Consider the following 12,819-nt stretch of genomic DNA (forward strand, 5'->3'; position numbering starts at 1 on the left):
AAATATCAAACCTCTCACGAAGCCACCCGTTGCTTGTCTCGGTGGTAGTTCACTTTGATTATTAGCTATGTTAGTATAATGCATATAAAAAAACATTATCAAAATCAAGCGGGAATGCAAATTTACAGATCCTAGAAGGCCGTATTTAGTGATAGTTTTTTAGTATAGCAAGCGTCAAGATTAGTGCAAAAACACGTAGAAGTGGTATTGATCCATATTACTTGACAAAGTCAATTATAATGGTTGACTTTGTCAAGTAATATGCTTATAATGAAATAAATGGTAAATTTTATCATTAGGTGTATTGCTAAGACACCTATTTCTTAAAGTGGGAGATCAAGCACTACATCCTTGGAGTAACTTCGGTTACAATTCAGGGAGAGTAAAAACTCTCCCTGGGTTAAGTCTTATTTTAGGAGGTATCCTTATGAATTCAGCCCATAAGTCTTTGATTCATACCATTCGTAGGTTTAATCGATTTTATACTAATATTCTTGGACTTTTAGATCATCACATGCTGGATAGTGAATTTTCTCTATCGGAAGCTCGCGTGCTATATGAAATTGCACATATAGAAAACTGTACTTCTAAAAAGCTAATTGAGAAGCTAAGTATTGATCCTGGCTATCTAAGTAGAATTATAAAGCGCTTTGAAAAATCTGGGATGACCTACAGGGTGCAATCCACAGAAGATGGGCGATTATATTATCTTTATTTAACAGATAGGGGAAAAGAAACACTTTTACGTTTGGATGAATTGTCGGATAGACAAATTTTTCAGATGATTTTTCGATTACAGGAGGAAAAACAAAAGAAGTTGGTGGAGGGTATGGAGGTGATTGAAAACTTACTATCAGCAAAACCTATACTTACTGAAGAAAATACTGAAGCAAAGGTGAATATCCGTTGTGATCTGAAGCCAGGAGATGTAGGATATCTTATTCATTTACATGGCTGGATATATGCTAAAGAATGTGGTTACAACCATATATTTGAAGGGTATGTCTGCAAGACCTTCTATGATTTTTTTGAAAATTATCATCCAGAAAAGGACAAGTTTTGGTTTGCTGAAGTAAAGGGAAATATGATTGGTGCCATTGCAATTGTCGGACATTCAGCTAAAAAAGCTCAGTTACGGTGGTTCATCCTACATCCGAAGTTTAGAGGAATGAGTATTGGTAATAGACTGTTGAATGAAGCCATACAGTACTGTAGGGAAAAAGGATATCAAAGTGTATTTTTAGAGACTACTGAAGAGCAAAAAACAGCTATTAGGATGTACGAGAAGGTGGGGTTTAGAAAGGTGGCAGAGCGTGAAAATCATGGATGGGGCAAGAATTTGCTTGAGCAAACCTTTGAATTAAATTTGCTATAACTATTTGGGCAAGAAGGCTTATAAAATGAGTGACTAGAAAATAATACTTCTCTAATGAAAATAAGTTTATAGAACATATTATATGGAGGAATTATATTATGAAATACTTAATATTGGGAACAGGCGGGACAGGAGGATGTATCGGAGGATATTTAGCTAACAGCGGAAAAGATGTCACATTTATTGCAAGAGGCACTCACCTAAAAGCTATGAAAGAAAAAGGACTCATTGTTTATTCATCACGAAAAGGTGAAATAAAGCTAAAAAATGTAAAGGTATTCAGTAATGATGAAATACTCGAAAAGTTTGATGTAATTTTCGTATGTGTTAAAGGGTACTCGTTATATGAGGCTATTTCTATGGTAAAAAAAGCTTCTCATGAGAAAACGGTAATAATTCCAATTTTAAATGCATTAAATATAGGAGAAAAATTAGAGGAAGCTTTGCCGGAAGTAACCGTCTTGGATGGTTGTGTTTATGTGAGTGCATATATATCAGCCCCTGGTGAAATTACACAGGGTATCAAAATTTTTCGCGTTGTTTTTGGGGCTAGAGAGAACAAAAAGGTTTCCATGGAGGTATTACATAAAATACAAGCAGACCTCGTAGAATCAGGAATAGAAGGGATTGTTTCAAACAATATAAAACGTGATATATTTAGAAAATTTTCCTTTACATCTGCTTATGCAGCTACTGGTGCATATTTTGGTGTTGTAGCTGGTGAGTTACAGAAGGAGGGGAGTTGCAGAGAGATGTTCATAGCTCTCCTTAAGGAACTAGAAAGTGTTGCACATGCATTAGGCATAGGGCTCGGCACCGATCTAGTGGAGGAAAATTTGGATATTTTAGCTGGACTTACTTCAGATACTACAGCTTCAATGCAAAAGGATATACAGGCAGGTAAAAGTAGTGAAAAAGATGAACTTATATTTGATGTTGTACGCATTGGAAAAAAATATGGTGTTGATCTCCCCAACTATAAAAAAATAGCAGATCATTTTGGTTATATAGAAATCGTATAAAATATTACTGTTTGCCAATTAAATTTAACCTAAGCAGCAGAAAAAGAACCAAAAATTAGCTGGAATTCGTAGTAAATAAATTAGCTAATAGAAAATAGCAAAGTTCCTCTTCTTAAGATTAAAAAATTTGTAATATCATGTAGAAAATGATAGAAAATTATATAAAAATTAGGTATAATTAGCACAGAAATGAAGTTATGATAAGGGCTGATAGCTATTATTTTTTTCTTTATATGATCTAAAATATATAATGAATACGACTTATCCTAACCAGTTCTACAAATTGTTGGAGAGGAGATATTTTAGTTGAAAATTAAAATCGGAACTAAGGTTATTTCAGGATTTTTGGTTATTGTCTTGTTAATGTTAGGCTTAGGAATTTATTCACTTTTTGGACAACAACAGATTAGTAGTATAAACGGTGAAATTGTAGATATGCAAATACCTGCTATTCTTGCTGCTAAGAACCTTGAGATTTCTGTAATGGACAAAGTCGCAGTCCTTAGAGGCTATATCATTACTGGTGATGTAGAACAAATAAGTCAATTTACATATTATAAGACTCGAGCGCAGGATTATGCTGAAGCAAGCTTAAATCTTTCTTTAACGGAGGAAGGAAGACAAGAAAATCAACAGGTAATCAATATATTAAAAGAATATGATGACATTGCCGAAAAAGTAATAGAGTTAAGAAAATTAGGGAATTATGAAGCTGCTGTAGAAATGAATTATAGAGCTATGCCAAAGGTACAGGAAATCAAACAACTAACCGAAGCTATAATTACTACAAGAGAACAACATATAGATGCTAAAACGGTGGAGATAAGAAGGATCAACGATAGTATTCACTTTATTACTATGCTTATTCTAGGTATAGCCCTTGCTATTAGCATAGTTGTAGGAATTATTTTAACAAGAAGCATTACTAAACCAATAAAGCAATTGGTTGAAGTCTCAAAAAATGTGGCGGAGGGTGATTTAACAAAAGAAATAAGTATTCAAACCCGAGATGAAGTTAGTTTGCTGGTTGAATCCTTTAATAAAATGATACTCAGTTTAAGACAAATAATAATGCAAACGGCAGAGGTATCAGAACAGGTTGCAGCAACTAGCCAACAATTGTCTGCCTCTTCGCAGGAAACTTCAGCAACATCAGAAGAAGTATCAACAATGGTCAGCGAAGTAGCCAATGCAGCCAGTGAGCAAGCTTGTGCTATTGAACAGTCTAATAAACTGATTGCGAATGTTTCAACAAACATTCAGCAGGTATCCCTCAATGTTGATAGTATTAGCGCCTCATCAAATGAAACATTACATTCGGCTGAAAGTGGAATAAAAGCTTCTCAAGAAGTAGTGCAAAAGATGAAGAATATTAAAAGTTCAACAGAAGAAACCTCTAAAGTCGTTTTACGATTAAATGACAGTTCGAAAGAAATTGAAAAAATAGTAGATGCTATTGGAGCAATCGCAGGGCAAACAAATCTTTTAGCATTAAATGCAGCGATTGAAGCTGCTAGAGCTGGAGATGCAGGAAGAGGTTTTGCTGTTGTTGCAGAAGAGATTCGTAAGTTAGCTGAGGAATCATCACAATCTAGCAATCAGATAGCACAATTAATCCTAGACATACAAGAACAGGTAAATAATGTAGTAGATTCTATGAGAATAAATAGTGACGAAGTGGAAGCAGGCGTGGAAATTGTAAATTATTCAAATCTAGCCTTTAAAGAAATACATCAATCGATTATGAATGTAGTGAAACAAGTTAATGAAGTCAGCGACCTAGCAAAAGATGTAACGAAAGATGCAGTTGAGATAACTTCAAGCTTCCAGTCAATGTCTGCAATTTCTCAGCAAACGGCTGCCTCTGCACAAGAAGTGTCAGCAGGTGCTGAAGAACAAACAGCGGCAATGGAAGAAATAGCAAACTCAGCAACAAACCTTTCATCAATGGCTGAGGAATTAAGTAACGCTATTTCTATATTTAGATATTAAATAGTGTATAAAGCAATGAAACTCAACGCTATATAGTATTTTCACATTTTGTGAATTATTGACAAATTTTTCACTTTAAACTATAATAGCTTTAAACAGAATATCTCCGAGTCTGTAATTCCTGCCAGAGAAAATCTAATGGAATACAGAACGATAGGGTATTATTAGAAATAATAGTGCCTCCCATTTGGAAAGGAGACTGATGATATGCTTAGTAATTTTAAGTATTACGTCTTCTTTGAAGGCGTTTTTTTATTTTAGAGAAATTTGTTCTATGAATATAATAGAAAAATTCCTAAGAAAAAAATGCTGGGTTGAAAATCAGGTTTGTATAAGGAGGTAAACTGATTATAAAATTAAATGACATGAGGAGGTAGGAAATGAAAAAAGTATTATTTGTATTCTTATGCTGTTTTATGCTGATGACTTTAAATGTACAGGCTCAGCAACCTGTAGAAGTAGTAGTAGATAATCATCCAGTTGTATTCACCGGACAGGAAGCTATTTATGATGATACACAAAATGTTGTATTCATTCCTTTGCATGCTGTCTGTGAAAGTCTTGGTGCAGAAGTGAAATGGGATGATGTTGCGGAAAAGGCGATTGTAAAATTAATGAATAAGACCGTTGAAGTTCCTATCAAAGATACGCAAATTACCGTTAATAGTAAAAAAGTAGATTTGGAAAATAATATCGTTGTTATGAATCAACGTATGATGGTACCTATGGAATTTATTAATAAGGTTTTAGGAAGTAAAGTAGATTGGAATAAAAGTGAAGGTTTGGTATCTATTTTTGATCGAAACAGTAAAATAAAAATGGCTAGTACAATCGGCCCAATTGATGCAGGAATTGTAGGAACCCTAGCGCAAAAATTTGAAGAAAAAACCGATGTAAATGTGGAATATTTAGGAGCAGGAACAGGAAAAGCTTTGGAAATGTCTAAAACCGGAGACTTTGATCTAGTGATGGTACATGCTAAGGCCTTAGAGGAACAATTTATCGCAGATGGTTATGGGGAAGAGCGAATTGCTGTTATGTACAATGATTTTGTCATTATAGGTCCTGCTAATGATCCTGCAGAGATTAAAGGAAGGACTGTGGCTGATGCTTTAAAGAAAATCATGGAAAATGAAATTAAGTTAGTTAGTAGGGGGGATAACTCTGGTACCCATGTAAAAGAAATGGAATTATGGGAGGAGGCGGGCCTAAGTCCTGAAGGAGATTGGTACATAGTATGGGAGGGCGGGTCACAAGGTAATTCTGCTACTTTGAAATATACTAACGAGCAGCAAGCCTATACTATGATTGACAGAGCAACCTATTTAGCTTTAAAAAATGAGATCACAATCATTCCTCTTGTGGAAGGAGAAGAGGCTCTGCTTAACTTTATTTCGGTAATACCTGTAAACCCTGAAAGATTTTCTCAAGTAAATCATTCACTAGCAATGGCATTTATTGAATTTATGACCTCCGAAGAAGGACAAACCATTATTCGTGATTTTAAGAAAGATATCTATGGGGAGCCAATGTTTTTCCCAGATTCTACAGAATGGAAAAATCTATCCAGGTAGTAAATAATAATAAAAGGTGTAGAATTAAAAAACTATCTGGCATTTAAGTATCAAATAATTTACCTAGAGAAGGGATGATAAGCATTGGAAAAAAATATATGTCCACGATGTGGTAAGGAAATAAATAATAGTAGTAATGTTTTGTATAGATGTATCAAGTGTCTTACTAAGTATTGTAAAGCGTGTGAGGAGAGCAATGAGGGTAAAAATTGTCCTCAATGTCAGTTGAGCCACCGAATGGTTCTTTCACAAGAATAAGTAAAAGTGCAAACTAAAGAATAGTGTATATATTTTAGAGGATACAATAAATATAGATATACACACAAAACGTGCTAGATTTTGGTGTTAAGGTTAATGAACAAAAGCAGTTTTCTATTTCGGAAAGCTGCTTTTGTATGTATTCAGGCCATGATATCCGTATTATAAAGGAAGCAAATAGCATTGTAAAAGTTTCTACTGATAGCTAATTAAAAAAGTCTTAAAATTCTAATAATTAATGATTAAATAATAATAATAGTTATTTAAAATGATTATTTAACTAAAAGTAGGGTAGTTATATACAAAGAAATTGTAACAGCGTATAGATTTACCTCTATGAATTTTAATATACTAAAGATAAAATTATGGGAAGGTATATTAAAGTTCAAGGTAAGAGGTGGCATCTGTGTCCTTGAAGTTAATTTTAGGCGTGCTATTGAAAGGAGGAAAACTGATGGATATTATGGATATTAATGAACTGATGGTAATGTCTCTTGAAGGATTGAAGCAAACGGCTATGAAGAAAATTAAAGACTTAGGGAAAGAGACAGCGCAGGATGATTTAGAAAGAATCAAAGACATGTTTGAGGAGTTGGTTTTCTTTTGGTCATTAGATGAAAGCTTAATAGATGAATATGATGAAATGATTAGAGTGGAAGTGCAGAATAATAAAGTAGCATAAATGTTCAATGATTACATATAGAAGATTGCTGACAACTGTAATGAATGTATTGGTTTGATAAGAACTCCTGGAACTGAGCAATCAGTTCCTTTTTTATGTTAAAATTCATGGATAAAGTAACATGAAGTATTGTAATTCTATTAAAAATGGGGACAGTAAGTGTTGGTTCCAATCTACTGATTTTGGGGCATCGGAAAGAAGATAAGTTAAAAGCCACAGAGTATTAACAGCGTAGACTAAATCATTTTACTATAAAAAAACTGGAATAACATTTATTTATTCCAGTTTTTTTTAATAACAGAGGGATTCACTATACTATAGGGTGACCCTGTGTTTTTTCACTTTTATATCTAGAATACTGCAGTACTGCCGGAATAACAAGTAATGCTAGACCTGCAAAGTCAATGATCATATTTGGATGAATCAAAAACAAAGCAGCTAATAGGAACATAATTCGTTCATGAAATTTTGTAAAGGTTAAGAAGTATCCTTGTACACCACTGGCAAAGGCAACAACACCTAAGCATGCTGTAATGGTGGCAACAATCGCTTGTACTATAGTTACGTCGATCAACAGAAGTGCTGGACTCATTGCAAATATATAAGGAATGATAAAACCAGCAGATCCTAATTTTAAAGCTTGTATACCTGTCTTAAACGAGTCACCGCCAGCTATTCCTGCTCCAGCATAGGCTGCTAATGCAACCGGTGGTGTTACGTCAGCGATTACACCAAAATACAGAATAAATAAATGTGCTGCAATAACTGGTACGCCTAATTCAGTCAAAGCAGGTGCTGCCATTGTTGCAAGGACAATATACTTTGCTGTAGTAGGAAGGCCCATACCTAATATAATGGAGGCCACCATAGTTAGGAATAACGTAGGCAGAAGCATGCCTCCAGCTAAGTTTATGATGAGATTTGCAAAGGTAAGTCCTAAACCAGTCAAAGTAACAATTCCTACGATAATCCCAGCGCAAGCGCAGGCGGCAGCAACACTAACAGCTTTTTTAGCACCATCTTCTAAAGCAATAAAAAGATCTTTTGGCTTGATTCTAGTATGGGATCGAATAAGACTGACGCCTAAAGCTACGATAATACTCAAAAGAGCAGCTTTTAAAGGGGAGTATCTAATCAGAAATAAAACAACCCCTACCAACGGAAGCAAAAGGTGAAAGCCCATCTTAAATGTCTTTTTAAAATCTGGAAGTTCTTCCTTAGGCATACCTTGAAGATTTTGCTTAGATGCTTGAAGATGTACCATAACAATTACACCTAAATAATATAATAGCGCTGGAATAAAGGCACTAACAACAATTGTAATATAGGGTATATTGGTAAATTCCGACATAATAAATGCAGCAGCCCCCATAACAGGTGGTAAAATTTGACCTCCAGTGGAAGCAGCAGCTTCTACTGCACCAGCAAAGTTAGGTTTATACCCCACCTTCTTCATAAGAGGTATGGTAAAGGCTCCTGTGGTAACAGTATTGGCAATAGAGCTACCGGAGATAGAACCCATAAACCCACTGGCTACCACCGCCGCTTTAGCAGGCCCACCTTTTCTATGCCCTGCCATAGCAAAGGCCACATCTATAAAGAATTGTCCCACGCCAGTCACCTCTAGAAAGGACCCAAACAATATAAACATAAATACAAAGGTTGAAGATACACCTAATGGCGTACCAAATATACCTTCAGTAGTCATATAAAGCTGATTTACAATTCTAGCTATATTATAACCTCTATGACCCAGGGCACCAGGCAAATATGGTCCTACGAATACATAAGCAATAGCTATGACAGCAATAATGGGAAGCTCTGGACCGATACTACGACGAGTTACTTCTAGCACAAGGAATATGGCAAGAATACCCATAAAAAGGTCTAGACTAGTGGGTCTTCCACCACGTCTCACTAAATCTTCATAAAAGAAAAGGATGTAGGAAGTAACCATCACACCGCCTGCTGTGAATATCCAATCATAAAAAGGAACCTTTGTTTTGCTTGAATTTTTATGAATAGGATACAATACAAAACCTAAAACGAACACAAACAGTAAATGGAGAGATCGTTGCTTCATTGCTAAAAGTGTTCCAAAGCCTGCTGTATATAGATGAAAAATAGACATGACGATTGCAATAATTGCAATGATTTTCCCCAATAATCCCTTCAAGTTACGGATATTAGAGGATGTATCAAACTCAGCTAATTTTTCATCAACATTGATTTTTTCTTCTACACTGTCTTGAATGTTTCTTTGTTTTTTCTTCACTGCTAATCCTCCTTTTGAATAAAGAAAGCCTGGAATCTTGTCGTCTTTACAGGTTTTATGATAACCAAACTGCCACCTTCTGCATAGTCTTTTAAATATATATGTCTTCCGTCCTCTAAGACTAGACTATGATTTGCTATTCTTCCAACCCGTAGAGAAATATTTGATAGTTCTTGATTGATCCCACTGTTGATAAAAATACCATCGACAACTTTAAATTCACCGAAATTGTCTGTAGGTAATCCTGCTCCAAAGGAGCTATACTCTGTTCGGATCAATAAAAAATGATGATTTCTTCCTATTTCAAAAACATCTCTTACAGATGTTTTTTCAACCGAGTGGGTGTAATCTATATAGATTTCACTGTCACAAGGTATAATAAATGTCTTTAATGCCACATGATTAGTGGAAATTTCAATGCCATAGACGGGCCAAGCTAGATAAGTCAATAGTAAACTTAATATGAAACCAGAAAAAATCAAAAGGGTCGGGTATCGAAATCTTCGATACCCGTTCCCAACTTGATTAGTTAATAACTTCATCAAAGTAACGCTGTGCTCCTGGATGAATCTCTAAAGACATACCATCTAAAGCTGTGTCTAAGTTTACATCTCCACCTCTAGCATGAGCTGCTGATAAAGTATCTAAGTTTTCAAACAATGCTTTTGTGATATCATATACCAAATCCTCAGATAAATCAGCTCTTACTGCTAACATTGCCATAACCGCAACTGCATGAACATCTTCATCTTGATTTCGATAAGTACCTGCAGGGATAACAACTTCTGCATAATATGGGTAGTCAGCAATCAGTGTTTGTGCTATATCTGAAGAAACAGAGACCAAGTTGATATTATGAGTTGTAGCTAAGTCAGTAATCGCCGCCGTTGGTGTACCAGCAGTAACAAAGGCTGCTTGAACATGTCCATCTTTTAGGTTATCCGCAGCTTCACCAAAGGATAAATAGTCAGCTTGAATGTCGTCATAAGTAAGCCCATAAGCTGCCAAGATTTGACGAGCATTGGCTTCAGTACCGCTTCCTGGAGCCCCTACTGCAACGCGTTTGCCCCTTAAGTCTTCAACACTATTAATACCAGCAGAAGCATCAGCTACGATTTGAATTGTTTCTGGATAAAGGGTTGCTAAACCTCTAAGGTTATCCATTGGTTCTTGATCATCGAACATTTCGATGCCATTGAAAGCATAATAGGAGATATCGTTTTGAACTAAGGCAAAGTCTACATTCCCAAAGTTTAATAGGTTAACATTTTCAACAGATGCTCCAGTAGATTCTGCATTAGCAGATGCACCATCAACATTTTCACTAATAATACTAGCAAAAGCTCCCCCTAATGGATAGTAAACACCTGTTGTACCACCAGTAGCAACAGCTAAACGAGATGGCGCGTCACCTTCTCCACCTGTAGCATTATCACTACCACACCCTACTACCAATACGGTTACTAGTAATAAACAAACTAGTAACATAGAAATAGATTTAAATTTTTTCATTTTTTTTCCCCCTTTTTATTTATAAAAAGCTATTTTTATTAAAAATAACTTTTCTAAAAACATTGTATTTATTCATTTGCAAAATGAAAAGAATATTAAAATAAAATGAATAAAAATTAAAAATGCAATTGATGTTATAAAGTAAAAAATGCGAAATGTAGAAAAAAGCACATGTGAAAACCTTGAAAAACGGTGAAGTGTAATGATAACATGAGTACATTATACTATATTTTTTGCTGCTTGACCACCTAAAAAATAATAAAATATAAAAGAAATACGAAAAGAACAAACAATTGGCAGAAAATTTTATTATTTTTATACGCTTTTATCAGCATAATTATTTTTATTTTTACATAAATATGCAAATGAATTTTGTCTAATTGTGAAGGGAAATTGACTTTATGATAGAATCTTATTTAGAAGGATGAATTTACAACAGAAAAGGGGAGATCAGATTATGAATGCTGCTGAAGTAGCAAGAGAAAGAATTAGAAAGGGCTTGTGGAAGGGGCCAACCCCCGGCTTTGCTGCAGGATATACACAGGCCAACATTGTTATTTTGCCTAAACAATACGCATTTGATTTCTTTTTGTTTTGTCAGAGAAATCCAAAGCCTTGCCCAATATTAGATGTTTGTGAAGCCGGTCAGTATAGACCTTTATTGACAGCACCCAGTGGCGACATAAGAACAGATATACCTAAATATCGAATTTATAGAGAAGGGATACTGCAAGAGGAAGTAGAAGATATACTTGATTTTTGGTCTGAAGACATGGTAACATTTTTGTTAGGATGTAGTTTTACATTTGAAAACCCGCTAATCAAAGCAGGTATTGCTATAAGGCACATTGATGAAGGAAAGAATGTGCCGATGTTTATAACAAATATTGAGTGTAAACCAGCTGGCGTTTTTAGTGGACCTATGGTAGTCAGCATGAGACCAATTCCTTCCCAGTTGGTGGATCAAGCTATTGAAATAACCGCTCGATACCCGAAGGTACACGGGGCACCAGTGCATGTAGGTAATCCTGAGGAAATTGGTATCGTTGACGTTAATCGTCCTGATTTTGGGGATACAGTAACAATTAATCCAGGGGAAGTACCGGTATTTTGGGCATGTGGTGTAACACCTCAAGCGGCTGTTATGCGCACTAAGCCTGAAATTGTTATTACCCATGCCCCGGGACATATGTTTATTACAGATATACAGGATGAGGAGCTGAAGGGACTGTGAAGCAAACATATATAGATGCTATTGAAGCGATTATTGGAGCAGATATGGGCTGCAGAGGGCTAGGCGCAGATGTTAAGACGGGAGATTTATGGCCAGCTTTAAAAGAACTAAGCCAAGCTAAAAGAATTATCCTTCTAACAGGATTTTGTATTAAAGATACGATGACTGGGGAAACCGATGGACCTATAGGCGCTGTATCTCTTGCTGCTGCACTAATAGAGCTAGGAAAAGAGGTTCTTATTATTACGGATGACTACTCTTATAACTTAGTAACTGCTTGCTGTCAAGCTATGAACATTCAAGTTAATATAAGTCTAGCACCGCTTCAAGAGACTGCCTCCTATTGCAAAAAAACGATGAAGGACTATGCTCCTGATTTAGTGGTGGCGATTGAACGCCCTGGAAGGGCTGAGGACGGGGGATGTTATTCTATGCGAGGGGAAGATTTGAGTAGTTTTGTACCCAATACAGACCCGTTATTTTCTATAGCAAAGGAAAGTGGCATTAAAACCATCGCTATTGGAGATGGGGGTAATGAAATAGGCATGGGGAAGATTGCCCAACATATAAAACAAAATATAAAGCTTGGTGAGAAAATCTGTGCTGTTAGCGCATCTGATTATCTTATTATAGCAGGTGTTTCAAACTGGGGAGGACATGGAATGGTTGCTGGTTTGTCTATTATGAACGCTAAAATGCTGCTGCATGATGTAGATAAGGAAATAGCTATGTTAGAAGGAATGATTCGTGAAGGTGGCGTAGATGGATGCAGCAAAAATCCTGTTTGTACAGTAGATGGATTGAGTTTAGAGATTAATTTAAGTATCCTAGAAAAGCTTAGGGAAACTGTATTAGAGGCGTTGCTAGACCAACCTGTGTTGGCAATAGGCTAGTG

10 protein-coding genes and 1 riboswitch are annotated in these 12,819 nt (G+C 35.7%); of the genes, 7 read left to right on the forward strand and 3 right to left on the reverse strand.

The features are described 5' to 3' along the window. The first annotated feature begins 427 nt into the window (after positions 1-427). From BJL90_RS11845 to BJL90_RS11865, 5 genes are all read left to right on the forward strand, one after another. Positions 428-1,375, forward strand: coding sequence for a bifunctional helix-turn-helix transcriptional regulator/GNAT family N-acetyltransferase (locus BJL90_RS11845; protein WP_070968126.1), 948 nt, complete (start codon positions 428-430; stop codon positions 1,373-1,375). A 98-nt stretch (positions 1,376-1,473) separates the two neighbouring features. Further along, positions 1,474-2,397: a ketopantoate reductase family protein gene (locus tag BJL90_RS11850; RefSeq protein ID WP_070968129.1), complete on the forward strand. Its 924-nt coding sequence runs from the start codon at positions 1,474-1,476 to the stop codon at positions 2,395-2,397. Positions 2,398-2,703: 306 nt separating this feature from the next. After that, positions 2,704-4,389 (forward strand): methyl-accepting chemotaxis protein, encoded by a 1,686-nt coding sequence (locus BJL90_RS11855; RefSeq protein WP_070968131.1) that lies wholly within the window; start codon positions 2,704-2,706, stop codon positions 4,387-4,389. A 92-nt stretch (positions 4,390-4,481) separates the two neighbouring features. After that, a riboswitch (molybdenum cofactor riboswitch) is annotated at positions 4,482-4,603 on the forward strand. A 166-nt stretch (positions 4,604-4,769) separates the two neighbouring features. Continuing rightward, the gene (locus tag BJL90_RS11860) at positions 4,770-5,963 is read left to right on the forward strand and encodes a substrate-binding domain-containing protein (protein WP_156778768.1); all 1,194 of its coding nucleotides are present in this window, start codon (positions 4,770-4,772) and stop codon (positions 5,961-5,963) included. A gap of 664 nt (positions 5,964-6,627) precedes the next feature. After that, positions 6,628-6,903 carry a hypothetical protein gene (locus BJL90_RS11865; RefSeq protein ID WP_070968134.1) on the forward strand — a complete coding sequence of 92 codons (276 nt, stop codon included), beginning with the start codon at positions 6,628-6,630 and terminating at the stop codon, positions 6,901-6,903. Between the two features lie 310 nt (positions 6,904-7,213). On the opposite strand, the gene BJL90_RS11870 is transcribed toward BJL90_RS11865, so the two are convergent. The 3 genes from BJL90_RS11870 to BJL90_RS11880 are packed head-to-tail and all read right to left on the reverse strand — an operon-like array spanning position 7,214 to position 10,690. Beyond that, a complete protein-coding gene (locus BJL90_RS11870) occupies positions 7,214-9,178 on the reverse strand; it encodes a TRAP transporter permease (protein WP_070968137.1) in 1,965 nt (654 codons plus the stop codon). Positions 9,179-9,180: 2 nt separating this feature from the next. Beyond that, positions 9,181-9,720: a DUF1850 domain-containing protein gene (locus BJL90_RS11875; RefSeq protein ID WP_070968139.1), complete on the reverse strand. Its 540-nt coding sequence runs from the start codon at positions 9,718-9,720 to the stop codon at positions 9,181-9,183. After that, positions 9,704-10,690 (reverse strand): TAXI family TRAP transporter solute-binding subunit, encoded by a 987-nt coding sequence (locus BJL90_RS11880; RefSeq protein ID WP_070968141.1) that lies wholly within the window; start codon positions 10,688-10,690, stop codon positions 9,704-9,706. The genes BJL90_RS11875 and BJL90_RS11880 overlap by 17 nt, the downstream gene beginning before the upstream one ends. A gap of 424 nt (positions 10,691-11,114) precedes the next feature. Here BJL90_RS11880 and BJL90_RS11885 point away from each other — a divergent pair, with 424 nt between their 5' ends. Together BJL90_RS11885 and BJL90_RS11890 are read left to right on the forward strand one after the other, a co-directional pair. Further along, positions 11,115-11,924, forward strand: a complete 810-nt coding sequence (locus tag BJL90_RS11885) for a putative hydro-lyase (protein ID WP_418219414.1) — start codon at positions 11,115-11,117, stop codon at positions 11,922-11,924. Beyond that, positions 11,921-12,817 (forward strand): DUF4392 domain-containing protein, encoded by an 897-nt coding sequence (locus tag BJL90_RS11890; protein WP_070968147.1) that lies wholly within the window; start codon positions 11,921-11,923, stop codon positions 12,815-12,817. The genes BJL90_RS11885 and BJL90_RS11890 overlap by 4 nt, the downstream gene beginning before the upstream one ends. Positions 12,818-12,819 lie beyond the last annotated feature (2 nt).

The organism is Clostridium formicaceticum, from assembly GCF_001854185.1.
GTDB lineage: Bacteria > Bacillota > Clostridia > Peptostreptococcales > Natronincolaceae > Andreesenella > Andreesenella formicacetica.

What these genes read in the sequence shown, in the direction of transcription:
- BJL90_RS11845 (WP_070968126.1), top strand. Translation starts at nt 428, where the DNA reads ATGAATTCAGCCCATAAGTCTTTGATTCATACCATTCGTAGGTTTAAT.
- BJL90_RS11850 (WP_070968129.1), top strand. Translation starts at nt 1,474, where the DNA reads ATGAAATACTTAATATTGGGAACAGGCGGGACAGGAGGATGTATCGGA.
- BJL90_RS11860 (WP_156778768.1), top strand. Translation starts at nt 4,770, where the DNA reads ATGAAAAAAGTATTATTTGTATTCTTATGCTGTTTTATGCTGATGACT.
- BJL90_RS11875 (WP_070968139.1), bottom strand. Translation starts at nt 9,720, where the DNA reads ATGAAGTTATTAACTAATCAAGTTGGGAACGGGTATCGAAGATTTCGA.
- BJL90_RS11880 (WP_070968141.1), bottom strand. Translation starts at nt 10,690, where the DNA reads ATGAAAAAATTTAAATCTATTTCTATGTTACTAGTTTGTTTATTACTA.
- BJL90_RS11885 (WP_418219414.1), top strand. Translation starts at nt 11,115, where the DNA reads ATGAATTTACAACAGAAAAGGGGAGATCAGATTATGAATGCTGCTGAA.